The following is a 23,944-nucleotide window of genomic DNA, read 5'->3' on the forward strand; positions in this document are numbered from 1 at the left end:
ATAGGGGTTATCCAACATGACCAAGCGGTCGCTATTCGCCAGCTTCCTGCTCCTTTCGTCGGCGCTGGTGTCGCCCGCGGTGCTCGCCCAGACGGCCGAGCCCGATCCCGCGCCCGCCGAAACGCCGCCCGCCGACCCGGCGACCGATGCGGCCGAGGAAGAGGTCGATGTGTCGATCCCCGGCGGCGCCGACGCCGAAATCGTCGTGACCGGCCGCTATACCCCCAATGTCGTCCGCGCGACCCCCGAGGTCGTGTCGGTCCTCTCCTCCGCCGACATCGCGCGCACCGGCGAAGGCGATATTTCGGGTTCGCTGCAGCGCGTGACCGGCCTGTCGGTGGTCGGCGGCGGCTTCGTCTATGTCCGCGGCCTCGGCGACCGTTATTCGCTCGCGCTCCTGAACGGCTCGCCGCTGCCCAGCCCCGAACCGCTGAAGCGCGTCGTCCCGCTCGACATCTTTCCCACCAACGTCATCGATTCGACGCTGGTGCAGAAAAGCTATTCGGTCAATTTCCCCGGCGAGTTCGGCGGCGGCGTGATCAACCTCACGACCAAGTCGACCCCGCGCGAGACCTTCCTGACCTTTTCGGGCGGCATCGGCTGGGACAGCGAGACGACGAACGAGCTTGGCTATACCTATTATGGCAGCGACACCGACTGGACCGGTTTCGACGACGGCACGCGCGACGTCCCGCCGCTGCTGAAGGCGGCCTTTGCCAGCGGCAAGCCGATCCTCGAAGGCGCCGACTTCAGCCTCGACGACCTCAAGGCGATCCAGATGGAACTGGTCAACGCCGAGACGAGCCTGCTCCAGCAGAACAACCACATCCCGGTCAACTGGTCGGCGGGCGTGACCGGCGGCACGACGATCCAGCTCCCCGACGGCGAGCTCGGCATCATCGCGACGGCGGGCATCAGCAACAAATGGCGCACGCGCGACACGCTCCAGCAGACGTCGCTCGAAACCGACCTGTCGGGTGAACCGCAGACCAATTTCAACCGCGTCGTCACCGACAACCGCATCGTCGTCAACGGCCTGCTCGGTTTCGGGCTCGAGCTTGGCGATCACAAGTTCCGCTGGACCAATCTTTATATCCGCGACACGCTGAAGCAGTCGCGCCTCGGTCTCGGCACCAACCGCAACCAGTCCGACCGCGATATCCTGCAGCAGGACACCGCCTGGTACGAACGCCAGCTGATCAACACCCAGCTCGTCGCCGAATTCGACTTCGACCAGATCCAGCTCGACCTGCGCGGCGGCTATGCCAATTCGCAGCGCGAGGCGCCCTATGAGCGCAGCTTCACCTATGTCCGCACCAACCTGCCCACCGACGTCGATCCCGTGGGCGACAAGTTCGTCAACGACCTTGGCGGCAATCGCGGTTCGGCCGGCATCTCCTTTTCGGACCTCAATGAGGATCTCTGGTCGGGCGGCGTCGATCTGTCCTACGAACTGGCGCCGCGGATCACCGCGACGGTCGGCTATGCCTATAGCGACACGCACCGCACCTCGGTGCGCCGCGACTTCCTGTTCCGCGCGCAGAATCTGCCGATCGAGGTGCAGCAATTGCGACCCGATTACCTGCTCTCCGACGCCTCGATCCAGCTCTATGATATACGGCTGGTCGAAACCTCGGCCCAGGACGGCGCGGCGGCATTCGACGCCAATCTGACGACGCACGCCGGCTATGCACAGCTGCAGGCCGAAATCGTGCCCAGCGTCAATATCAACGCCGGCGTCCGCTACGAGACGGCAAAGCAGACCGTCGTGCCGGTCGACCTGTTCAACACCGGTTCGTCGGTGTTCGTGCCGACCGATCTCGACAACGACTATTGGCTGCCGGCGGTGACGCTCACCTGGGAAATGGCGCCTGACATGCAGCTGCGCCTCAACGGGTCAAAGACGATCGCCCGGCCGCAGTTCCGCGAACTGGTCGCGCAGGTCTATCTCGACCCCGAATCGAACCGCCTCTATCGCGGCAACCCCTCGCTGTCCGACAGCGAGCTGTGGAATGCCGAACTGCGCTACGAATGGTATTTCGACCGCGACCAGCGGTTGACCGTCGCGGGCTTCTACAAATCGATCGATAACCCGATCGAGGCCTATACCTCGGCGTCGGACAACCAGGTCAGCACCAGCTATGCCAATGCGCCGAAGGCGACGCTCTATGGCGCCGAATTCGAGGTGCAGAAATATTTCCCGCTCGACACATTGTCGGACGCGCCCTTCTGGCAGAGCCGCCGGCTCGTCCTGATCGGCAACTACACCTATACCCAGTCGGACATCCAGGTCGGCGAGGACGATGTCACCTTCGTCAACGGCGTCGAGCGTCCGGCCGACATCTTCTTCTTCGACGGCTCGCCGCTGACCGGCCAGTCGGACCATCTGGTCAATTTCCAGATCGGGCTCGAAGATCAGGACAGGCTCTCGCAGCAGACCTTGCTCCTGACCTATGCCAGCCCGCGCGTGACCAGCCGCGGTCCGTCGGGTCAGCCCGACCTCAAGGAAAAGCCGGGCATCCAGCTCGACTTCGTCGCGCGCCAGGGCATCAACCTGCTCAACAAGGAAATCGAGCTGAAGTTCGAGGCGCGCAACCTGACGGGGCGCAAATATCAGGAAGTCCAGACCTCGGGCGACAACAAGATCTATTTCAACCGCTACAAGCTGGGCCGGACCTTCTCGCTCAGCGCCTCGATCAAATTTTGACCCAACTGACGCCCTCCCCTTCAGGGGAGGGCAGCGAGCCCCGGACCTGATCCGGGGCGCAGGGGGTGGGGGGCATCGGCCGTGCGCAAGGCCGATGGCTCCACCCGCCCGTCATCCCCGCCTTCGCCGGGATAACGAAATGAGGAGAGTTCGGTGCTTCGCCCCCGCCCGCCGCACCGGACTCGCCCGACTGACAAAAAACTGTAATCTTCCCGTCAACTGATTGTCACCAATCGCCCCTAGGCGATTCGCGAGATGCTTTTTCGGTTGGGGGACAGATAACCACATGGCAACGCTGATGTCCGGATCGGCCATTCGGCTGCCGCGCGCGCTGCCTTCGTGGCTGCGTGCGCGAAAGCGGACCCCGCGCGAAATCTGGCCGATGCTGGTCGTGGGCCTGCTCGGCGCGCTCTTGATCTGGCAATGCGTCCGCCTGCTCTGGACCCTCCTCACCCCATTGTCGCCGCTCGGCGCGTGGCAGCCGCAGACCGCCGTCATCGCATCGCCCGCCGAACGGCGCGCGCTTTTCTCCAGCCTCGATCCCTTTTTTCGCGGCAATGTTCAGGGGCCCGCCACCGCGACCGTCACCTCGGCCGGGCTCACGCTTTTCGGGATCAACCTCAACGAAGCGACCGGCGGCGGTTCGGCGATCATCGCGGGCGAGGACGGGGTGCAGACCAGCTACGCCGTCGGCGAAGAGATCGCGCCGGGGCTGAAACTCGCCGGCGTCGCTTTCGACCATGTGCTGCTCGACCGCGGCGGTGCGCGCGAAAGCCTGTTTCTCGACCAAAGCGGCGAGGCGCCCGTTGCCAGCCCCGGGGGTGCGCTTCCCGCGCCGACGCCCGAGATCGGCGCGGCGCCCAGCGGCACCAGCGGCGAAATGACTCCCGCGGCGATCAAGGCCGGGATCGGTTTCGCCCCGCGTACCGAAGAGGGCCGCGTCACCGGGGTCGTCGTCCAGCCGCAGGGCGACGGGGCGGCGTTCCGCGCCGCGGGGCTGCGCCCCGGCGATGTCGTCCGTTCGGTGAACGGCCGCCCGATCAGCTCGGCGAGCGACATCGCGGGGCTTGCCAACCAACTTGCCCCGGGCGCGCGCATCGCGCTCGAGGTCGAACGCGGCGCCAGCGTCGTTCCCGTCGCCATCTTCCTGTCGAAGCAATAGGGTTTATGCGTCTTAAACTATCTCTCATGCTCGCCGCCGCGCTCGTTTCCGCCACGCCGGCACCCGCGGTCGCCCAATATACGCTCAACGTCCGCGACGCCGACATCCGCGCCTTCATCCAGGACGCGGCGCGGATCACCGGGCGCACCTTCGTCATCGACGGGCGCGTCAACGGCAAGGTGTCGGTCGTCACCGACCGGCCGCTGTCGCGCAGCGAATATTTCGAGATATTCCTTGCCACCTTGCGCTCGAACGGCCTCGTCGCGGTGCCGGGGCCGAACGGCAGCTACCGCGTCCAGCCGATCGACGGCGCCGCGGCACAGCCCGGCCGCATCGGCAGCGGCGGCGCGGCGCAGAACCAGTTCGTCACCGAAATCATCCGCCTCCGCCATATCGACGCCGTCGCTGCGGTCGAAACGCTGCGCCCGCTCGTCAGCGCGCAAGGTTCGCTGACCGCGAACCGCAACGCCAACAGCCTCGTCGTCGCCGACTTCGCCGACAATATCCGCCGCATCCGGGCGCTTGCGTCGAGCATCGACCGCGACAGCTCGACCAGCCAGATCGTGACGCTGAAAAACGCGGGCGCGCGCGAAATCGCCGCCGCGTTGCAGGCGCTCGTCCCGGCAGCGGGCGAGGGCGCGCGCGCGCCGGTCGCGATCGTCCCGATCGACAGCAGCAACGCGATCGCGCTCCGGGGCGACCAGGCGCTTGTCGCGCGCTTCGTTTCGATGGCGAACGATCTCGATGCCAAGGCGGCGGGGGGCACCGAACTGCGCGTCTACTGGCTCGAACATGCCAATGCCGAAACCCTGCTTCCGACGCTCCAGCAACTGATCGGCGGCGGCAGCGACCCGGCGCAAAAGGCCGGCCTGCCGCCAGCGACGTCGTCGTCCTCTTCCTCGTCGTCGGGCGGCAACAGCACACCCGCGCCGGCACCCGCGGCGACCACGTCGGCATCGACCGGCGCGGGCGGCACCGGCAGCATCTCGACCCGTGGTCCCGCCATCGTCACGCGTTACGAAGGCGCCAATGCGATCATTGTCGCCGCCAACAGCGAAGTGCAGCGAATGCTCGGCGAACTGATCCGCCAGCTCGACAGTCGCCGCCAACAGGTGCTCGTCGAGGCGATCGTCGTCGAGATCGGCGACGATGCCGCAAAACGCCTCGGCGTCCAGTTCCTGCTCGGCGGCAAGAATATCCCGTTCGTCGCGACGAGCTACAGCAATGCGTCGCCGAACATATTGACGCTCGGCGGCGCCTATGCGTCGACACAGCTTCAGCAGGAAACGACAACCGTCGACGGCACCACGGTCGTTACCCAGACGTCGAGCGCGCTCGGCAACAGTTTGCAGGAAGCCGCCGCAGCGTCGCTGCTTTCGGCGACCGGCGGCTTTGCCGGCTTCGCGGGTGACATCGGCAAGAACACCATCTTCGGCGCGATCATCAATGCCGTGAAATCGGACACGACGTCGAACCTGCTCGCGACGCCGCACATCGTCACGCTCGACAATCAGGCGGCGAAATTCCTCGTCGGGCAGGAAGTGCCGATCACGACGGGCGAAGCGCTTTCCGACAATTTCGACGAAGCCTTCCGCACCGTGCAGCGCGAAGAGGTCGGCATCAAGCTCGACGTCACGCCGCAGGTCAACGGCGCGGGCGAGGTCAAGCTCTTCCTTCGCCAGGAAGTGTCGAGCGTCGCGGGGCCGGTATCCTCGCGCAACAGCGACCTCATCCTCAACAAGCGCTCGTTCGAAACCGTGCTGACCGTCGATGACGGCGAAATCCTCGCGATCGGCGGCCTGCTCAACGACGACGAGCGCCGGACGATCGAACGCATTCCGCTGCTCAGCGACATCCCGCTCATCGGCGAGCTGTTCAAATCGCGTAGCCGGACGCGCGCGAAGACCAACCTTATGGTCTTCATCCGCCCGACCATCCTGAAAAGCCGCGAGGACAATGCCGCGCTCACCGCGCGCCGCTATGGCTATATCCGCAATTTCCAGCTGCAGCGGAATCCCGACGTCGAACCCGCGATCGACACGCTGGTGCGCGACTATATGGGCACGACCCCGCCGTCGCCGCCGACGTCGGCCGACGTCACGGTCGGCCCCGTCAATCTGCCCGAACTGCGCGGTCCCGACGGCAGCGTCACGCCGACCGACGTTCCCCCCTCGACGTCGCAGGCGCCGACGCCGCCTGCCGGAGACTATCCGTGACCGACATCGAACCGGCGGCGCCTCCTCCGGCGCCGGTTGATATTCCCTACGGCTTTGCCCGCGCACATGGCGTCGTGATCGCGCCGGGCGAAAACGGCGTCTGGCTCGCGACGCTGCGCGAGGACGGCGACCCTGCGGTGCTGATCGAGGTCAAACGCTACCTCGCACAGCCGCTGCGCGTCGTGACTGCCAGCGCCGCCGATTTCGACCGGCTGCTGTCGGATCATTATGCGGTCGACAGCTCGGCCGCGGCGATGGCGGGTTCGCTCGACGGCAGCGACCTCGATCTCGGCATCCCCAGCGCCGAGGACCTGCTCGACAGCGCCGACGACGCCCCGGCGATCCGCCTGATCAACGCGATCATCGCGGAGGCGGTGCGGCAGGGGGTCAGCGACATCCATATCGAGCCCTATGAAAGCGGGCTCGTCGTGCGCATGCGCGCCGACGGCGTGCTGCGCGAACATCTGCGCATGCCGCCCCACGTCGCCCCCGTCGTCGTCAGCCGCATCAAGGTGATGGCGCGCCTCGACATCGCCGAGCGCCGCGTGCCGCAGGACGGCCGCATCGGGCTCACGCTCGCGGGCAAGGCGGTCGACGTCCGCGTCTCGACGCTGCCCAGCCGCGCGGGCGAGCGGGTCGTGATGCGTATCCTCGACAAGGATGCGGCGGGGATCGACTTCGACGTGCTCGGCCTCTCGGGCGAGGCCGACCGGATTTTGCGCGAGGCGCTCGCCGAACCCAACGGCATCATCCTCGTCACCGGGCCGACCGGATCGGGCAAGACGACGACGCTCTACGCCGCATTGAAACAGCTCAACGACGGCCAGCGCAATATCCTGACCGTCGAGGATCCGGTCGAATATGCCGTCGACGGCGTCGGGCAGACGCAGGTGAACAGCAAGGTCGGGCTCGACTTCGCCGCCGGTCTCCGCGCCATCCTGCGCCAGGATCCCGACGTCGTGATGGTCGGCGAAATCCGCGACCGCGAGACCGCCGACATCGCGGTGCAGGCCTCGCTCACCGGGCACCTCGTCCTCTCGACCGTGCACACCAACGATGCGGTGGGCGCGATAACGCGTCTTAAGGATTTGAAAGTAGAGCCTTTTCTTCTAGCCTCCACCCTCCGCGCCGTCCTCGCGCAACGACTTGTGCGCAAACTTTGCGACAATTGCCGCGAACCGGTGCAGGCCGACAACAGCGTCGCCGCCATCCTCGGGCTCGACATCGGCACCGTGATCTGGCGCCCCAAGGGCTGCGATCACTGCGGCGGCACAGGGTTCAAGGGCCGCATCGGCGTGTTCGAGGCGATCAAGGTCGATGAAACCGTCCGGCGCTATATCTACGCCGGCGGCGACGAATCGATGATCACGCGCCACGCCTTCCTCAAATCGCCGACGCTCGCCTCGGCGGCGCGGGCAATGGTCGCGAAGGGGCTGACGACCGCCGAAGAGGCGATCCGCATCGCGCGGCGCGAGGAAATCGATGCCTGATTATCGCTATGTGGCGATCGATCCGCAGGGCCGCGAGCGCAAGGGACGGCTGACCGCCACGAACGACGACGCGGCGCGCGCGGACCTGGTCCGCCGCAAATTCCATATCGTTGCGGTCGAGGCGGCGGGCGCGAAGCCCACGGGCCGCTCGCTGCTCGCCTTTCGCAAGAACAAGCTCGGCAGCAAGGAACTCGCGCTGTTCACGCGCCAGCTCGCGACGCTCGCCGAAGTCGCGCCGCTCGAAGAGGCGCTACGCACATTGACACGGCAGAGCGAGGCCGAAAGCGCGCGCGCCGTCGTCGGCGACGTCCACGCCGGCCTGCTCGAAGGCCGTCGCCTCGCCGATGCGATGGGCCGTCAGCCGGCCAGCTTCCCGCCGCTCTATCGCGCGATGGTCGCGGCGGGCGAGACGACGGGCAGCCTGACGACGATCCTCGCGCGCCTCGCCGACCTGCTCGAACGCCAGGCCGAAGTCCGCGGCAAACTGATTGCCGCGCTCGCCTATCCGATCGTGCTCGCGGTGGTGGCGATCGGCGTGGTTGCGGCGTTGATGATCTTCGTCGTTCCGCGGGTCGTCGAACAATTCACCGATACGGGCCAACAGCTCCCGTTCCTGACCCGCGCGGTGATCGCCATTTCAAGCTTCGCCGCCAATTGGTGGTGGCTGATCGCGCTGCTGATCGCCGCTGCCACGTTCGGCTGGGTCGCCGCGCTGCGACGCCCGGCGTTCAAGGCCGCGGTCGATGCGCGGCTGCTTCGTCTGCCGCTCCTGGGGCGTCTGCTCCGTGATCTCTATGCGGCGCGCTTCGCCCGAACGCTCTCGACGATGGTGTCGAGCCGCCTGCCGCTTGTCGAAGGGCTGAAGCTGACGGTGCCGACGATCCGCAATGCCGCGCTCGCCAGCGCGACGGCGCATATCGTCGATCAGGTGCGTGCCGGCGGCGGCCTGTCCACAGCGCTGCGCGACGCCGGGGTTTTTCCGCCGCTGCTCGTCTATATGACGGCGAGTGGTGAAAGCGCCGGGCGGCTCGAAGTCATGCTCGAACGCGCCGCCGACTATCTCGAACGCGAATTCGACCGCTTTACGGCTGCGTCGATGGCGCTTCTCGAACCTGTCATAATTGTCGTTATGGGGTCATGCGTTGCCCTTATCATCCTCGCCATCCTGCTTCCGATCCTTCAGTTGCAGAACCTAGCCGGACTATGAAAATGTCGCTGATGCAGCTATTCCTTCACCTGATGCTCGATACCGCCCGCCCGCCCGTGCACCGCCGCCGCAAGAAGGATGAGCGCGGCTTTACCCTGACCGAATTGATGGTCGTCATCTTCATCATCGGGCTGCTCGCCACGGTGGTGATGATCAACGTCCTGCCGAGCCAGGATCGCGCGATGGTGACGAAGGCGAAAGCCGACATTTCGACGCTCGAAAACGCCCTCGAGCAATATCGGCTCGACAATCTGACCTACCCGGCCTCGACCGACGGGCTGAACGCGCTCGTCACTGCGCCGCCTGCGCTAGCGCAGCCCGAACGTTATCGCCGCGGTGGCTATATCAAGAAACTGCCCGCCGATCCTTGGGGGCGCCCTTATAATTATCAGGCGCCGGGGCCGAACGGGAAGGCGTTCGACGTCTGGTCGCTCGGTGCCGACGGCGCCCCCGGCGGGACCGACGACAATGCGGATATTCGCAGCGACAATTAAGGCGCGCGCGCGTCCCCCCGCCAACGGCTTCACCCTTGTCGAACTGATGGTCGTGCTCGCGATCATGGCACTTGCGGCAACGGCCGTGGTGCTGACCATCCCCGGGGAAGAGCGCACTGTGCGCAGCGAGGCCGACAGGCTCGCCGCGCGCCTTGCCGCCGCGCGCGATGTGGCGGTGATCGAGGGGCGCAGCGTCGCGGTCAATTTCGCGCCGTCAGGTTACGGGTTCGAACGGCGGATTGCGGGCGAATGGCAGCCGCTTCCCGGTCGCGCCTTCGAACGGCGGAACTGGTCCGGCAACGTCCGCTTCGAGGCGGGCGACGGTCGCGGCGCGGCGCGCCTGCTTTTCGACCGGGTCGGTACCAGCCCGACGCCGCAGGCCATAGTGCTGGCCGGCGGCGACGCGCGCGAAGTGGTGCGCGTCTCCGCCACCGGGGAGGTCAGTCGTGGCCAGTGAGCGTGAAAGCGGGTTTACGCTGCTGGAAATGCTGGTTGCGCTCAGCGTCATCAGCATCGCCGCGCTCGCGCTGATCCGCCTCGACGCCTATGCGATCCGCACCGCGGGCGACCTCGACGAAAGCACGATGGCGGGCATCGTCGCCCAAAACCGCGCGGTCGAACTGTGGACCGACCCGGCCCCGCCGACGATCGGCAACAGTGCGATCGGCGTCGCCAACGCGGGGCGCAACTGGCGCGTCGAACAACGTGTCGCCAGGACCGCCGATAACGCGCTGCTGCGCATCGACCTACTCGTCCGGCCCGAAAGCGGACGCGGGCAAGCGGCGCTGACGATCATCCGGCCATCGCAATGAGGGACGAACGCGGCTTCACGCTTGTAGAAATGCTCGTCGCGCTGTCGATCTTCGCGGCGATCGCGGCGATGGGCGTCGGCCTTTTGCGCGCCAGCGTCGATACGCAGGATGCGGTGCAGGAACGGCTGAAGGCGATGGGCGGCATCAACCGGCTGCGTGCCGTGATGGCGAACGATCTGGCGCAGGCGGTCCAACGATCGACGCGCGGCCCCGCGGGTGAGGCCATTCCGGCTTTCATCGGGTCGTCGAACGGCTTTGCCTTTGTGCATGGCGGCGCCGGCTCGCTCGATGGCAGCCCGCGCCCGAATGTCGAGCGAGTGGGCTATGCGCTTGTGGGGGAAGAGTGGCGCCGCGCGGCGCAGCCGATGCTCGACGGAACCGCGCTTGGCGACGGGGACCGGCTGGTGGGCGAGGTCGCGGCGGTGGCGGTGCGGTATCGCGACGAGCGGGGCAATTGGAGTGAAAGCTGGATTTCGGAACCGGGCGACCGATTGCCGCGCGCGGTGGAGGTAAGGCTGACGCGCACGGGGCGCGAGGCGCTGACGATGTCGTTCCTGACCGCTCCGACGCTGCCGCCGCCGGTCGCTGGAGAGCCTGCACCATGACGCGCGACGCGACGGGTGAACGCGGCGCGGCGCTGCTCAGCGTGCTGCTGCTCGTCGCGGTGATGGCGGTTATCGCCGCGACCGCGCTCGACCGCCTGACGCTTGCGACGCGTATCGCGGGCAGCGCGGCGACGGTCGATCAGGGACGCGCTTACACTTTCGCTGCCGAACATATCGCGCTGCGGCAGGTCGCCGATCTCGTCGGGCGCGATCCGGCCAAGCTGACGCTGGCGGGCAATTGGCTGGGGCGCGATTTTACCCTGCCGCTGCCCGGAGGAGAAGGGCGGGCGAGGCTCACCGATGCGAATAATTGTTTCAATCTCAACAGCCTGGTCGCCGAGACGGTGCCGGGTCGGTTCGGCCAGCGATCGGGAGCGATGCGCCAGTTCGGCGAATTGATGACGCTGCTGGGGATCGAGCCGGGCGAGGCGCAGGCGATCGCGGGGGCGGCGGCCGACTGGATCGACAGCGACGGCAATGAAGGGCGGCTCGGCGCGGAGGATAATGTCTATCGATCGATGCAAAGTGCCTATCTGCCCGCCAACCGAAAGATGGCCGATGTCAGCGAGCTTCGCGCGGTGCGCGGGGTCAGCCCCAAAATCTACGCGCGGCTCAAGCCTTGGGTCTGCGTGCTGCCGTTGACCGATCCGGTGAAGTTGAACGTGAATACACTTCTTCCCGAACAGGCGCCGCTGATTGCGATGTTGCTGCCCGGAGAAATCAGTATCGCCGACGCGCGGGCGGCGCTGGCGGCGCGCCCCGCGGGCGGCTATGGCAGCAGCGTACGATTCTGGGAGGCGAGGCCGTTCGAAGGGCGCAAGCCGCCGACCGACGTGGCCCAACAGGCGGGTGTGACCAGCCGCTGGCTCACGCTGACGACGAATGTGACGATGGGGGACGGTTTCTTGACCGCAATTTCGCTGATCGATGCCAATGGCGGGGCGCCGTCCGCAGGAATGACGCCGCCAGTCATCGTCCGCCGCGATTGGGGCGAGACCGATTGATATGTCACGCACGCTGGTTATCTGGCTGCCGCCCGTTGCGGCGCTTCGCGAGGAAAATACGCCCTATCCCGCATGGCTGCGTATCGACGATGGGGTGATCGTCGATTCGGGGCAGGACGACGGCTGGGTTGGCGCTTGGGAAACGCCGCAGGACGAGGACGCCGACGGCCGGCTGGTCGCACTGGCGCCTGCGGCCGACGTGCCGCTGCGCTGGCTTCATTATCCGGACGCCGCTCCCGCGCAAGCCGCCGCCGCCGCGCGAATCGATGCGCTGAAGGATAGCCTTGGCGACGCGGCGTCGCTGCATGTGGTCACGGGGCAGCCGGCAGGCGAGGGGCAGGCCGTCCCGGTCGCGGTCACCACTCACGCGGCGATGGCCGCATGGGCCGACTGGCTGAAGGCGCGCGATCTGGCACCCGTCGCGATCATTCCCGCCACCGCCGCCGTGCCGCCGCCCGAGCCCGATACGCTCTGGACTGCCGAGATTGGCGGCGAGCAGGTCATCCGAAGCGCCGACCGTGCCTATCTTTCGGACCCTGAGCTCGATCCGCTGATCGCCGGCAATCATGCTGTCGTGCCGCTCGATTCCGACCGCATGCGCGAAGCGCTGTTGCTGACTCTGGCGGCGCCGCCGCTCGACCTGCTCAGCGGTGGCTGGAAGCCGAAGCGCAGTTGGTCTGTCGACGCCGCGATGCTGCGGACGGCAAAGCTTTTGTTGGTAGCGCTCATCGCCATCAGCGTGCTCGTTCCGGTCATTTACGCGATACGCCTCGCCGCCGACACCGGGCGCGCCGATGAAGCGGTGGTGGCGATGGCGAAAAAGGCAGGCGTCGCCGCGCCCGATCCCGCGGCGGCGGAAGCCGAACTCGACCGCCGTCTCGCGGCCGCCGGCGGCGGACCGCTTGCCTTCTCTGTCCCCGCTTCGGCGCTTTACGACGCGATGGGGGATGCGCCCGGCGTATCGCTCAAGACGCTGTCGCATCGCACCGACGGGACGTTGTCGACGACGCTCGCCGCGCCGCGCGTCGAGGATATCAATCAGGTGCTGCTCGCCCTTCAGGCGCGCAGCTATCGCATCACCGCGCAGCCGATGGCTGGCAGCGACGGCCAGCAAATGGCCAATATCACCATCCGGGCGGTACCATGACCGAGCGCTTGAAAAACTGGTGGATCGGCCTTTCGGCGCGCGAACGCTGGCTTGTCGGCGTCGCCGGCGCGCTTGCACTTGGCGTGCTGATATGGGGCCTCGCCCGCCCCGCGGTCGCGGCCTTCATCGATCTCGAAAGCGCGCATCGCGCGGCGATCGAGCGGGAGGGCCGCGTCAAGGCAAAGGTGCAGTTACTTGGCCGGAGTCCTACGAAATCTGTGGCAAAGACGGTCGATGCGATGGCGATCGACCAATTTCTTGCGCAATCGGCGGGCGAGATCGGGCTGACGCTCGACCGCAACGAGGCAAGGGGCAGCGGGCAAGCGACAATCGCCATCGCCACCGCCAAGGCGCCGGTGCTGGTCGACTGGCTCGCTTCGCTCGAGGGGCAAGGTTTCGTCGTCGATCAACTGATTATCACTCCGGCCGCCGACGGCACCGTCGGGCTGACGGCGGAACTCCGGAAGGGCGGACAATGATCGCGCGTAGAGGATGGATCATCGCCGGAGTAGCGCTTGCACTGCTGCTTCTCATTGCGACCTTTCCGATGCGGCTCGCGCTCGCTTGGTCGGGCGCGAGCGATGCGGGTGTCTCCGCGCGTGAGGTGCGCGGCTCGGTCTGGTCGGGCGAACTCGTCGAGGCGCGGCTCGGGGCCTTACCGCTCGGCACGGTGCGGGCGAGCCTTTCGCCGCTTGCGCTTCTGGGCGGGGGTGTCGAACTGTCTTTCTCCCGCACCGATGAAAGGCTCGGTGCGCTGGCCGGACGCCTTTATGGCAGCGATCCTCGCGGCATGTCCGACGTCAGCGGCACGACGTCGATGTCGGGCGGGCTGGGCGCGATCCCGGTGGACAGGATAAGCTTCGAAGGCGCGACGGTGCGTTTCGACGATGCGGGGCGATGCGCCGCCGCCGGCGGCCGTATCCAGCTTGCCGTCAACGCCCCGATCGCGGGCCTCGATTTGTCGCGCGGCCTGTCCGGTCCGCTCAGCTGTGCCAAAGGGCGCGCGCGGGCCACGCTCGCGAGCCAGTCGGGAATGGAGCGGCTGACCTTGTCGTTCGACGGAAGCGGCGCGTATCGCGCTCAATTCGCGATCAATGTCGACCGCGACCCCGCGATGGCCGCGGCGCTGGCCGCGCTGGGGTTCCGGGCGGGCCAAGGCGGCTTCGTGCTGGCGACCACAGGCCGCTTCTGACGTGACCCTTCTCGATGCCTTGCCCTTCGGCATGGGCATCGCCTTTGCCGGCCTGATCGGGCTCATTCTTGGTAGCTTCATCGCGACGCTGGTGCTGCGGTGGCCTGCGGGCCGGTCGGTGCTCGGGCGATCGCAGTGCGACGGATGCGGCCGCCCGCTGGGCGCACTCGATCTCATCCCGTTGCTGTCGCCTCTCGCTTCGCGGGGGCGATGCCGGACGTGCGGCGCACCGATCGACCCCTTTCATTGGCGCGTCGAACTGGGAGCGGCGTTGGTCGGGGTCGTCGCTTTGGCACTCATGCCGGGAACGGCGGGTTGGCTATGGGCGCTGTTTGGCTGGCTGTTGTTGCCGCTTGCGCTGCTCGACGCGCGACATTTCTGGCTGCCTGATCGCCTCAATCTGTTGCTTGGGGCGGTCGGCCTGCTGATCGCAGGTCCGATGCTCGACACGGCATTGATCGATCGATGGGTCGGCGCCTTCGTTAGCGGTCTGACGCTCGCCGCCATCGCCGAATTCTATCGCCGTGTGCGACGGAAGGACGCCATGGGCGGGGGCGACCCGAAACTGGTCGCGGCGATCGGAGCGTGGCTCGGCTGGCAGGCGCTGCCGCTGATGCTGTTGCTCGCGAGCCTCGGAGGGATCGCCTGGGCGATCGCCGCGCAACAAAAAGGGGACCAGCCGCTTGGCGAGCGGCGGGTCCCCTTCGGTGTCTTTGCCTGCGCGGCAGCCTTTGCAACGGTGCCGCTCTGGCCGCTTATTGCCCGATAACGACGGTCACTGCGCGGCGGTTCTTGGCATAAGCCTCTTCGGTGGAACCGAGTTCGGCCGGACGTTCCTTGCCATAGCTGATGACGTTGATGCGGCTGGGATCGATGCCGAGCGACGCGAGATAATTTTTCGCGGCATTGGCGCGGCGTTCGCCGAGCGCGATGTTATAATCGCGGGTGCCGCGTTCGTCGGCGTGGCCTTCGAGCGTGACGCGAACAGCAGGGTTGCGCTGCAGCCACTGCGCCTGGCTCTGCAGCGTCGACTGGTCCTGCGCGTCGACATTATACTGGTCGTAATCGAAGAAAATGCGGTCGCCCATGGCGCCGACGTTTGCGAGGAAATCTTCCTGCGACCCCGGGATCACGCCGGTGCCGGTCCCGGCGCCGGGATCGGTCCCGGTGCCTTCGGGGGCGGGGGGAAGCGTGTCAGGAGCCTTTTTCGAGCAGGCGCCAACAGCAAGCATGGTGATCGCCGCGATCATCGCGGTGCTTTTCCGTATCGTCATGTCTTCTGTCCTCTTGTTGTTGTGGGAAATTCTGTTCGTGCGGGCAAAACAACCTGGCCGGGACGCGATATTTGAACCCAAGCCGGGCGCTTTGGTTCCGCCCTTGTCAAGGCAGGACCGGGCCCCAGCTCGGATCCGATCCGTCCTGCGGGGTGGGGAGACGGCGCAGGTTCACGCCGGTCAGGTCGACCTGCCACAGGCTCGACTTGCCTTCGCGCCCGCGCGTCGTGCGGAAAAACTGGATAACACGGCCGTTCGGCGACCAGGTCGGCGCCTCATCCTGCCAGCTGTTGGTCAGCATCCGTACCCCGCCGCCCGACGGGGTCATCACGCCGATGCGGAACTCGCCGCCGCCCATGCGGGTAAAGGCGATCAGGTCGCCGCGCGGCGACCATTCGGGGGTCGCGGCGCGGCCGCCGCCAAAGCTGATCCGCTGCTGGTTCGATCCGTCGATGTTCATCGTATAGATTTGCTGGCCGCCCGACCGATCGCTCTCGAACACGATCTTCCGCCCGTCGGGCGAGAAGCTGCCGCCGACATCGATGCCCGGGGTGTTCGTCAGCCGCACCGGCGTGCCGCCATTGGCCGAGATGCGATAGATGTCGGTGTTGCCGTTCACGGCCATCGAATAAAGGATCTGGGTGCCGTCAGGCGACCAGCGCGGCGCGAAGGTCGCGTTCGAGCTTTCGGTCACCAGCTTTTGCGTGCCTGCCGCGACATCGTAGATGAAAACGCGGACGCGGTTGTTGAGGTAGGATACGTAGACGATCTTCTTGTAATCGGGCGAGAAGCGCGGGCTGATCGCGAGCGCCTGCCCGTTGGTGATGAAGCGGTGGTTGCCGCCGTCCGAATCCATGATGGCCAGCCGCTTGATGCGGTTCCCCTTCGGACCGCTCTCGGCGATATAGGCGACGCGGCTGTCGAAGAAGGGCGCTTCGCCCGACAGGCGCGAATAGATGGCGTCGGCGCATTTGTGCGCGGCGCGGCGCCAGTCGCCGGGCTGGATTTCGAACCCCTTGCGCACCAGTTCGCTACCGAGCGCGGTGTCATAGAGATAGCAGCCGACGATCAGGCTGCCGTTCGATCCGGCATCGACAAAGCCGTGCACCACATTCTCGGCATTACGCGCTTGCCATTCGGCGAAGCGCGGCGCCTGCACCTCGGCGCGGGTGATCGCGCGGACGCCATTGGGGCCGATCGGTTCATAGAGGCCGCTGCGTTCGAGGTCGGCGGCGATAACGTCCGCGATCTGGCGCCCCAGGCTGTCGGTGCGCAGCCCCGCGACGGTCTGCACCGACGCGGTTGCGAGCGGCGGGACGCCGATGACGGTGCGTTCCTGCGACAGCGTACCCTCGATGGTCTCACGCGGTGTGGTCGTCGGCGTGACTGCGGGCGGCGTCGGCGCGATCTGTGCGAACACCGGGGCGGTGGTCAGCAGCAGGGCGAGCGAAAGGCTGATCGGACGGAGAAGCATTTCTCTTACCTCTTGATGAAATCGAGCGTGTAATTCTGCCAGAAGCTGTAATTTTCCTCTGGCAGGTCGAAAGGTGCGGCGAGTTCCACCGCGCGTTTTGCGCACTCCTGATGGCGCTGGATCTGGAATTTATTGCTATCGTTCTCGCCCGACGTGGTGATGCTGGTGAATCCGGCCAACGCGCCCGACTGCGTCAGGCGAAACTTCACGACGGTTTTGAGCTGGTCGACATCGACCCCCGAAACGCGGCAGCCGTTCCAGCGCGGGGCGACCGCAGACTTGATGCTGACGTCGATAGAACGGCGAACCTCAGCCGCCGTGGCCGCGGCCGGAGCACCCTTGCTCGACGGCGATTTGGGCTGCGACTTTGAAAGGCCTTCGGCGATACCGTCGAGCCGGCCGGTCGGGCGTGCGGGGCGATCCTTTGCCGGTGGAGCCTTTGGAGCGGCCTTGGGCTGCGCCTTTTTGGCGGCCGGGGGCTGCTTCGGCGGCGCCTGCTTCGGTCGGGCGACCTGTTTTGGCGTCGGGGCAGGCGTGGACCGCACCACCGGTTCGGGAAGCGGCGGTGTCGGTACGGGCTCGGGCGCGGCGATGTCGACGTCATCCTCTTCGCCCAACCGCGCGGCGGGCGGCGTCTCGCTGATCACCGGCGCGGTCGATTGCACTGCGCTTTCGGCAATCAGGTCGACTTCCATAGGCGGATTGTCGAATCGGCGGTCGCCCGCGGTCCACTGGACCGAGAGCAGGCCGATGATCAGGACATGCGCGCCCACCGCGATGGCAAAGCCGCGTCCTTCCTTCCCCCCAACTGCCCGGTGTTCGGCCATCGTCTTAACCTAGGTTCCGGTTTCTGAACCGTTAGTGACCGCGGCTGGCGCGCTTTCGGCGGCGCCTTCCGATCCCGTCGTCACCAGCGAAATCCGGGTCAAGCCGGCGCGGTTGAGTTCGCCCATCACGCGCATCACGCGGCCATAATCGAGCCCCTTGTCGGCGCGCAGCATGATCTGGCGCGGCCGGTCCTCACCCTCATTCGCGCGTGCGATCGCGTCGAGGCGGGCAGGAAGCTCGGCCTCCGGCACGACCTCTTCGCCGATATAGAGCGTGTCGTCGCCGTTGATCGATAGCTGCACCGGCTCCTGCTCCTCGGTCTCGACCGGCTTGGCCCGGCTTTCGGGCAGGTCGATCGGCACCGCCGAAGCGAGAAGCGGTGCGGTGATCATGAAGATGATCAACAGCACGAGCATCACGTCGACGAGCGGGGTGACGTTGATCTCCGCCATCGGCGCGCGGCGGTGGCCGCGGCCGCGCCGGCCGCCGATGCCGCCGGAGGGCCCGGTCATCGCCATCAGGCTTCGACCTCGAGTTCGCGGCTGAAGGTCGCGTGCAGCCCGTCGGCAAAGCGGCCGAGGCGCGATTCGAGCCGGTTTAAGCGCTGGGAAAAGGCGTTATAGGCGATGACTGCGGGAATGGCGGCGAACAGGCCGATCGCGGTCGCGAACAGCGCTTCCGCAATGCCCGGCGCGACGACGGCAAGGCTGCTGTTATTTTCCGCCGCGATCGCGGTGAAGCTGCGCATAATACCCCAGACGGTGCCGAACAGCCCCACGAAGGGCGCGACCGCGCCGATTGTCGCGAGCGTCCCGATCTTTTCGGCGAGCCGGTCAACTTCGCCCGCGACCGCCGAGTTCATTGCGATGCCCAGGCGCTCACGCGTGCCTTCGCGATCGACATTCTTGCCCTTGGTCGAGCGGCGCCATTCGCTGATCCCGGCGCTCAGCACCTTCGCGCTCGGCAAATCTTCGCCGCTATTCTTGTCGAAGAATTTGTCGATATTGTCGGCGCGCCAGAAATCGCGCTCGAACCGCTCCGACGCGCTCATCAGCTTGCTGACGCCCCGGCCGTGCGTAAAAATCACCATCCAGACATAAATGGACGCGAGCAGGAGGCCGATCATCACGCCCTTCACGATCCAGTCGGCTTGCAGGAACAGCGCGATGGGGGACAGGGTCGCCGCATCGGCGGCCAGCGAGATATTGTCTAGCAAGGGAAAGTCTCTCCATTCATGATGGCGGTAAATCGGTCGGCCCAACCCGCGGGCTGGCGGCGCGGCCGGCCTTCGGGCGACAGGAAGGCAGCGGTGACTTGCCCGTCGGTCAATGTCTCGCCGCTTAACGTGTCAGTTCCGCGAAGGATGCGCTGTGCGATGATCACGCTCGCGCCGCGCACCGCTTCGACCGTACTGACGACGAGCAGGTCATCGTCAAGTCGGGCGGGGCTGCGGTATTTGATGGCAAGGTCGGTGACCGCCCAGCTACCTTCGCCCGCCTCCATCGCCGCGCGCTGGTCGATACCGGCGATCCGCAGCATGTCAGAGCGCGCGCGCTCCATATAGCGCAGATAATTGGCGTGATAGACGATGCCAGACAGGTCGGTGTCCTCGAAATAGACGCGCGCCCGGTAATGATGCTCGGCCCCGGCAAAGGCGCCGGGGAGGAAGGGGGGCGGGGCGTTTATCATCTTTCCGACCGATAGCCGGTGGGCGACTCGTCGCAAAGCCCCCTTGAACGGTTCGTCGCAGATCGGGGCCGGTTGGCAGAATGAAAGCCGCGGAAATCCGCCTATTTCGCCTGATCGAAAAGTCCATCCTGCGAACCGGCGGGCGGGTTGAGCCCGAGATGCTTCCACGCGCTGGCGTTGAGCATCCGCCCGCGTGCGGTGCGCGCGATCAACCCGGCCTGGAGCAGATAGGGTTCGATGACATCCTCAATCGTGTCGCGCGGTTCGCTGAGCCCGGCGGCGAGCGTTTCCACGCCGACGGGGCCCCCGCGGTAGATATCGGCGATCATGGTGAGGTAACGCCGGTCCATCGCATCGAGCCCGAGCGCATCGACTTCGAGCCGGTTGAGCGCCTCATCCGCGGCGCTCGCGTCGACGACCGCATGGCCCGCAACGGTCGCAAAATCGCGCACGCGCCGCAGCAGCCGCCCCGCGATGCGCGGCGTCCCGCGCGAGCGTTTTGCGATTTCGAGCGCGCCATCCGACGCGATCGGCAGCGCCAGCAGGCGCGCAGCGCGCGAAATCACCTGTTCGAGTTCGCCGTGGGTATAGAAATTGAGCCGCACCGGGATGCCGAAACGGTCGCGCAGCGGCGTCGTCAGCAGCCCCTGCCGCGTGGTCGCCCCGACGAGGGTGAATTTGGGAAGGTCGATGCGCACCGAGCGCGCCGAGGGCCCTTCGCCGATCATGATGTCGAGCGCGCGGTCCTCCATCGCGGGATACAGGATTTCCTCGACCGCGGGCGACAGGCGGTGGATCTCGTCGATGAACAGCACATCGCCGTCCTCGAGATTGGTGAGCAAGGCGGCAAGGTCGCCCGCCTTCGCGATCACCGGGCCGCTGGTCGAACGGAAGCCGACCCCGAGTTCGCGCGCGACGATCTGCGCCAGCGTCGTCTTGCCGAGCCCCGGCGGGCCAAAGAAGAGCACATGATCGAGCGCATCGCCGCGCGCCTTCGCCGCCTCGACGAAGATGCGCAGATTCTCGCGCGCCGCCGCTTGGCCGACGAATTCGGCTAGCGTCTTCGGCCGCAGCGCGGCGTCGGCATCCTCGGGGGTGCGGATGGGGGTGGTGAGGGCCGGCTCAGTCATAATGCTCTATTGCATCGCCGGCGATCGAAACCCAAGGCTCCTTGCGTTCCTCATAGACCGAATAGTCGGGCACGAAGCCGTGACCGGGCTCGAAATTGCCGAGCGGGATCGCATAGGCGTCATGATAGGGACGCGCGCGGTACCAGACGCCCGAACCGCAGGTGCCGCAAAAGAAGAAGTCGGCCGTGTTGCCGCTGTCGCCGGTGTATTGCCACATCTTCGGCTCGCCTTCGGTGCGGACCTGCTCGGCGGGGAAGCGGACCTGTGCGGCAAAGGCGCTGCCGCTCCGCGCCTTGCACTCGCGGCAGTGGCAGACCGACACGCGAATCGGTTCGCCGGTGCAGGCGATGCGGATCTGGCCGCAGCGGCAGGCGGCGTGGCGGGTGGGGTCGGTCATTTGGCCGCTTTCTTGAGCGCCACGCGAACCAGCGCATCGAGGCTGGCGCCTGCGCCCAGTTCCTCGTTGGCCGCCGCGACCGCAGCACTTGCTTCGCCGGGCTTGAAGCCAAGGCCGGTGAGGGCGGTGACGGCATCGGCGACGGGGCCCGCTGTCATCGCGAGTGCGGGCAGGCTTCCCGCGATCCCGCCGAGCGCGCCGGCCCTGTCCTTCAACTCGTGCGTGATCCGCTGCGCGAGTTTCGGGCCGACCCCATTCGCGCGTGCGACCATCGCGCTGTCGCCGCTTGCCAACGCGCGTTGCAGGTCGGTGATTTCGAGCGCGGAGAGAATCGCGAGCGCGACTTTCGCGCCGACGCCCTGCACACTGGTGAGCAGGCGGAACCAGTCGCGTTCCTCGGCCTTGGCAAAGCCGAGCAGGCGCAGGAAATCCTCGCCGACGAGCATTTCGGTGTGGATGGTAACGTCGCCCCCGACGGGCCCCAGTGCGTCCAATGTCCGCGCCGATGCCTCGACCAGATAACCGATGCCACCGACGTCGATCACCGCATGGCCTGCGCCGCTCGAATCTAGCCGCCCTGTCAGTTTTGCGATCATGCCCCGTGCCTAACGCGGGGAGAACGAAAAGGGAATCAATTTCCCTTCGCCGTCGAGGCCTCCCACGTTTCGTCATGCCGGACTTGATCCGGCATCCATCGCCGCACGGACCCCGGATCAAGTCCGGGGTGATGAAGGTTTAGTATCGAGGGCGGTGGTTCGCGTGGCAGATCGCGACCGCCAGCGCGTCCGCGGCATCGGCTCCGGCGACTTTCGCGCCAGGAAGCAGGATGCGTAGCATAGCCTGCACCTGTTCCTTCGCCGCGCCGCCAGTGCCGACGATCGCCTTCTTGACGAGGCGCGGCGCATATTCGGCGACCGTCAGCCCACCGCGCGCGCAGCCGAGCAGCACGACGCCGCGCGCATGGGCAAGCTTCAGCGTCGATTGCGGATTGTCGTTGACGAACACTTCCTCGACCGCAGCGCAAGCGGGGGCATGGTCGGCGATCACAGCGGCGAGCATGGTGTCGAGATGCGCGAGCCGGTCGGGCAGGGGCGCCTTGGTGTCGGTCTTGACCTGCCCGTTGGCGATGTGGCTGATCCGGCTACCCTCGACGCGGATGACGCCCCAGCCGGTGCAGCTGAGCGAGGGGTCGAGGCCGAGGATGATCATGGAATTCCGTTCGTGTCGAGTGAAGCCGAGACACCGCGTGCGCAACCGACGGGCATCTCGACTCCGCTCGATGCGAACGGGTTTTGACTATTAGCCAAGCTTTTCCATCACCGCGTCGGGGATCTCGTAATTGCCCCATACGGTCTGGACGTCGTCGTCGTCGTCGAGCGTGTCGATCAGCTTGAAGAGGGTCTGAGCGGTCGCTTCGTCGGCGACTTCGCTCTTCAGCGTCGGGCGCCAGGCGAGCTTGACGCCCTCGGCCTCGCCGAGCTTGGCTTCGAGCGCCTTGGCGACTTCGTGCAGGCTGTCGACGCTGGTCCAGATGTCGTGGCCGTCCTCCGACGATTCGACGTCGTCGGCGCCGGCATCGAGCGCAGCCTCGAACACCGTGTCGGCATCGCCGGCACCCGCGCCATAGCTGATCATGCCGAGCCGGTCGAAACCGTGGCTGACGCTGCCCGACGTGCCGAGGTTGCCACCATTCTTGCTGAACGCCGTGCGGACGTTGGTCGCGGTGCGGTTGCGGTTGTCGGTCAATGCTTCGACGATCAGCGATACGCCACCGGGGCCATAACCCTCGTAGCGGATTTCCTCGTAATTATCGCCGTCGTTGCCCGCCGCCTTGTCGATCGCGCGCTGGATATTGTCCTTCGGCATCGACTGCGCCTTGGCGGCGTTGACCGCAGCGCGCAGACGCGCGTTGGCGTCGGGATCGGGCAGGCCCATCTTCGCCGCGACGGTGATTTCGCGGCTCAGCTTCGAAAAGAGGCTGCTGCGCTTTTTATCCTGCGCGCCCTTGCGGTGCATGATGTTCTTGAATTTGCTATGGCCGGCCACGGCCTACCTCCATCGAAACGGGAAATGTGGCGCCGCCCTAGCGCGGCGCGGCTTTTCACACAACCACGGCCGTCCCGCTCGCCGACACCATCAGCATCGAGCCGTTCTGGCCGAGCACTTCATAGTCGAGGTCGACGCCGATCACCGCATTGCCGCCGAGGCGCGCCGCCTCGGCTTCCATCTCGGCGATCGCTTCCTTGCGCGCGCGGGCGAGGACATCCTCATATTTGCCCGACCGGCCGCCGACGATGTCGGTGATCGATGCGAACAGGTCGCGGAACAGGTTGGCGCCGACGATCACCTCGCCGGTGACGATGCCCAGATATTCCCTAACCGGGCGGCCTTCGACATTGTTGGTCGTCGTGCTGAACATCGTCACTCTCCTTGCGTTTAGTCGATCCCGAGCGCCGACTTATAGACGTCGAGGATCGCTTCCATTTCCTTGCGGTCGTGGACCGGAAGTTTGCGCAGGCGGACGATCTGGCGCATGATCTTCGGGTCGTAGCCCTGCGATTTTGCTTCGTTATAGGTGTCGCGAATATCGTCGGCGATGCCTTTTTTCTCTTCTTCCAGACGCTCGATGCGCTCGATGAAAAGGCGCAGTTGTTCGTCGGACACGGTGGCTTCGCTCATTTTATACTCCGCTGAGATTGGATGATTGTTGGCGAGAATCGCCCTCGGCGCGTCCCTAGCGAGGTCAGGGATTCTTCGCCATGCTTTCTTCCATCCGCCGGAGCTGTTCGGGCGTTGCCGCGACCTGAAAGCGCGCTTTCCATTCCGCCGTCGGCATGCCGTGAACGATCGCGCGCGCCGCTTCCTTGTCCATGTCGCCGGCTTCCGCGATCCAGTCGCCCAGGCAGTTGCGGCAAAAGCCGGCCAAGCCCATCAGGTCGATATTCGCGGCGTCGCTGCGATGCTGGAGCAGGCGGACGAGGCGGCGGAAGGCGGCCGCGGCAACCGCATCGTCGAGGCTGTCGAGCGCGTCGCCGGGTTCCATCTGATCTTCACTACAGGACATGGTTCCTCCTTTTATATGATGAATAGCTATACGGTTGTTGCCTTGGCGGCAT

28 protein-coding genes are annotated in these 23,944 nt (G+C 66.3%); 14 read left to right on the forward strand and 14 right to left on the reverse strand.

Translation table 11 applies throughout. The features are described from left to right. Positions 1-16: 16 nt before the first annotated feature. From HDC29_RS04555 to HDC29_RS04620, 14 genes are all read left to right on the forward strand, one after another. A complete protein-coding gene (locus HDC29_RS04555; protein ID WP_179494826.1) occupies positions 17-2,707 on the forward strand; it encodes a TonB-dependent receptor domain-containing protein in 2,691 nt (896 codons plus the stop codon). A gap of 286 nt (positions 2,708-2,993) precedes the next feature. Beyond that, the gene (locus HDC29_RS04560; protein WP_179494828.1) at positions 2,994-3,869 is read left to right on the forward strand and encodes a type II secretion system protein N; all 876 of its coding nucleotides are present in this window, start codon (positions 2,994-2,996) and stop codon (positions 3,867-3,869) included. A 5-nt stretch (positions 3,870-3,874) separates the two neighbouring features. Then, positions 3,875-6,085: a type II secretion system secretin GspD gene (gene gspD / locus HDC29_RS04565; protein ID WP_179494830.1), complete on the forward strand. Its 2,211-nt coding sequence runs from the start codon at positions 3,875-3,877 to the stop codon at positions 6,083-6,085. Next, on the forward strand, positions 6,082-7,575 hold the full coding sequence (locus HDC29_RS04570) for a GspE/PulE family protein (protein ID WP_179494832.1): 1,494 nt from the start codon (positions 6,082-6,084) through the stop codon (positions 7,573-7,575). Before gspD ends, HDC29_RS04570 begins: the two co-directional genes overlap by 4 nt. Then, entirely contained in the window at positions 7,568-8,782 is a 1,215-nt protein-coding gene (gene gspF / locus HDC29_RS04575) for a type II secretion system inner membrane protein GspF (RefSeq protein ID WP_179494834.1), read from the forward strand. Before HDC29_RS04570 ends, gspF begins: the two co-directional genes overlap by 8 nt. An 11-nt stretch (positions 8,783-8,793) precedes the next feature. Continuing rightward, positions 8,794-9,276, forward strand: a complete 483-nt coding sequence (gene gspG, locus HDC29_RS04580; protein ID WP_306455561.1) for a type II secretion system major pseudopilin GspG — start codon at positions 8,794-8,796, stop codon at positions 9,274-9,276. Further along, entirely contained in the window at positions 9,251-9,733 is a 483-nt protein-coding gene (locus tag HDC29_RS04585; protein WP_179494836.1) for a GspH/FimT family pseudopilin, read from the forward strand. The genes gspG and HDC29_RS04585 overlap by 26 nt, the downstream gene beginning before the upstream one ends. Then, a complete protein-coding gene (gspI, locus tag HDC29_RS04590; RefSeq protein WP_326913545.1) occupies positions 9,723-10,088 on the forward strand; it encodes a type II secretion system minor pseudopilin GspI in 366 nt (121 codons plus the stop codon). The genes HDC29_RS04585 and gspI overlap by 11 nt, the downstream gene beginning before the upstream one ends. Continuing rightward, entirely contained in the window at positions 10,085-10,693 is a 609-nt protein-coding gene (gspJ, locus tag HDC29_RS04595; protein ID WP_179494838.1) for a type II secretion system minor pseudopilin GspJ, read from the forward strand. The genes gspI and gspJ overlap by 4 nt, the downstream gene beginning before the upstream one ends. Then, complete coding sequence (gene gspK, locus HDC29_RS04600) at positions 10,690-11,697, forward strand: type II secretion system minor pseudopilin GspK (protein WP_179494840.1); 1,008 nt, start codon at positions 10,690-10,692, stop codon at positions 11,695-11,697. Before gspJ ends, gspK begins: the two co-directional genes overlap by 4 nt. Position 11,698: 1 nt before the next feature. Further along, complete coding sequence (gene gspL / locus HDC29_RS04605; protein WP_179494842.1) at positions 11,699-12,844, forward strand: type II secretion system protein GspL; 1,146 nt, start codon at positions 11,699-11,701, stop codon at positions 12,842-12,844. Next, the gene (gspM, locus tag HDC29_RS04610; protein WP_179494852.1) at positions 12,841-13,323 is read left to right on the forward strand and encodes a type II secretion system protein GspM; all 483 of its coding nucleotides are present in this window, start codon (positions 12,841-12,843) and stop codon (positions 13,321-13,323) included. The genes gspL and gspM overlap by 4 nt, the downstream gene beginning before the upstream one ends. Then, positions 13,320-14,036, forward strand: a complete 717-nt coding sequence (gene gspN / locus HDC29_RS04615) for a type II secretion system protein N (protein WP_179494860.1) — start codon at positions 13,320-13,322, stop codon at positions 14,034-14,036. The genes gspM and gspN overlap by 4 nt, the downstream gene beginning before the upstream one ends. 31 nt (positions 14,037-14,067) lie before the next feature. Then, positions 14,068-14,805 (forward strand): A24 family peptidase, encoded by a 738-nt coding sequence (locus HDC29_RS04620; RefSeq protein ID WP_257018202.1) that lies wholly within the window; start codon positions 14,068-14,070, stop codon positions 14,803-14,805. Here HDC29_RS04620 and pal read toward each other — a convergent pair. The 14 genes from pal to HDC29_RS04690 all read right to left on the reverse strand — a co-directional run bounded on the left by pal (position 14,792) and on the right by HDC29_RS04690 (position 23,892). Next, the gene (gene pal, locus HDC29_RS04625; protein ID WP_179494864.1) at positions 14,792-15,310 is read right to left on the reverse strand and encodes a peptidoglycan-associated lipoprotein Pal; all 519 of its coding nucleotides are present in this window, start codon (positions 15,308-15,310) and stop codon (positions 14,792-14,794) included. The genes HDC29_RS04620 and pal overlap by 14 nt on opposite strands. Before the next feature lie 106 nt (positions 15,311-15,416). After that, positions 15,417-16,784 (reverse strand): Tol-Pal system beta propeller repeat protein TolB, encoded by a 1,368-nt coding sequence (gene tolB / locus HDC29_RS04630; protein ID WP_179494866.1) that lies wholly within the window; start codon positions 16,782-16,784, stop codon positions 15,417-15,419. A 5-nt stretch (positions 16,785-16,789) separates the two neighbouring features. Further along, positions 16,790-17,611, reverse strand: a complete 822-nt coding sequence (locus tag HDC29_RS04635) for a hypothetical protein (protein ID WP_179494868.1) — start codon at positions 17,609-17,611, stop codon at positions 16,790-16,792. Positions 17,612-17,620: 9 nt separating this feature from the next. Beyond that, positions 17,621-18,130 carry a protein TolR gene (tolR, locus tag HDC29_RS04640; RefSeq protein ID WP_179494871.1) on the reverse strand — a complete coding sequence of 170 codons (510 nt, stop codon included), beginning with the start codon at positions 18,128-18,130 and terminating at the stop codon, positions 17,621-17,623. Beyond that, the gene (gene tolQ / locus HDC29_RS04645) at positions 18,130-18,828 is read right to left on the reverse strand and encodes a protein TolQ (protein ID WP_179494873.1); all 699 of its coding nucleotides are present in this window, start codon (positions 18,826-18,828) and stop codon (positions 18,130-18,132) included. The genes tolR and tolQ overlap by 1 nt, the downstream gene beginning before the upstream one ends. Next, positions 18,822-19,301 carry a YbgC/FadM family acyl-CoA thioesterase gene (locus HDC29_RS04650; protein ID WP_179494875.1) on the reverse strand — a complete coding sequence of 160 codons (480 nt, stop codon included), beginning with the start codon at positions 19,299-19,301 and terminating at the stop codon, positions 18,822-18,824. The genes tolQ and HDC29_RS04650 overlap by 7 nt, the downstream gene beginning before the upstream one ends. Before the next feature lie 101 nt (positions 19,302-19,402). Then, positions 19,403-20,431, reverse strand: a complete 1,029-nt coding sequence (ruvB, locus tag HDC29_RS04655; RefSeq protein WP_179494877.1) for a Holliday junction branch migration DNA helicase RuvB — start codon at positions 20,429-20,431, stop codon at positions 19,403-19,405. Continuing rightward, positions 20,424-20,828 (reverse strand): GFA family protein, encoded by a 405-nt coding sequence (locus HDC29_RS04660; RefSeq protein ID WP_179494879.1) that lies wholly within the window; start codon positions 20,826-20,828, stop codon positions 20,424-20,426. Before HDC29_RS04660 ends, ruvB begins: the two co-directional genes overlap by 8 nt. After that, on the reverse strand, positions 20,825-21,424 hold the full coding sequence (ruvA, locus tag HDC29_RS04665; protein WP_179494881.1) for a Holliday junction branch migration protein RuvA: 600 nt from the start codon (positions 21,422-21,424) through the stop codon (positions 20,825-20,827). The genes HDC29_RS04660 and ruvA overlap by 4 nt, the downstream gene beginning before the upstream one ends. 139 nt (positions 21,425-21,563) lie before the next feature. Continuing rightward, entirely contained in the window at positions 21,564-22,037 is a 474-nt protein-coding gene (gene ruvC, locus HDC29_RS04670) for a crossover junction endodeoxyribonuclease RuvC (protein WP_179494883.1), read from the reverse strand. Between the two features lie 90 nt (positions 22,038-22,127). Next, entirely contained in the window at positions 22,128-22,874 is a 747-nt protein-coding gene (locus HDC29_RS04675; RefSeq protein WP_179494885.1) for a YebC/PmpR family DNA-binding transcriptional regulator, read from the reverse strand. Positions 22,875-22,929: 55 nt separating this feature from the next. Further along, entirely contained in the window at positions 22,930-23,247 is a 318-nt protein-coding gene (locus HDC29_RS04680; protein ID WP_062184526.1) for a heavy metal-binding domain-containing protein, read from the reverse strand. A 17-nt stretch (positions 23,248-23,264) separates the two neighbouring features. Then, positions 23,265-23,507, reverse strand: coding sequence for a DUF2312 domain-containing protein (locus HDC29_RS04685; RefSeq protein ID WP_037555168.1), 243 nt, complete (start codon positions 23,505-23,507; stop codon positions 23,265-23,267). 64 nt (positions 23,508-23,571) lie between these two features. After that, the gene (locus tag HDC29_RS04690; protein WP_179494887.1) at positions 23,572-23,892 is read right to left on the reverse strand and encodes a DUF1244 domain-containing protein; all 321 of its coding nucleotides are present in this window, start codon (positions 23,890-23,892) and stop codon (positions 23,572-23,574) included. Positions 23,893-23,944: the final 52 nt, after the last annotated feature.

Source organism: Sphingopyxis sp. JAI108 (assembly GCF_013410105.1).
Classification (GTDB): domain Bacteria; phylum Pseudomonadota; class Alphaproteobacteria; order Sphingomonadales; family Sphingomonadaceae; genus Sphingopyxis; species Sphingopyxis chilensis.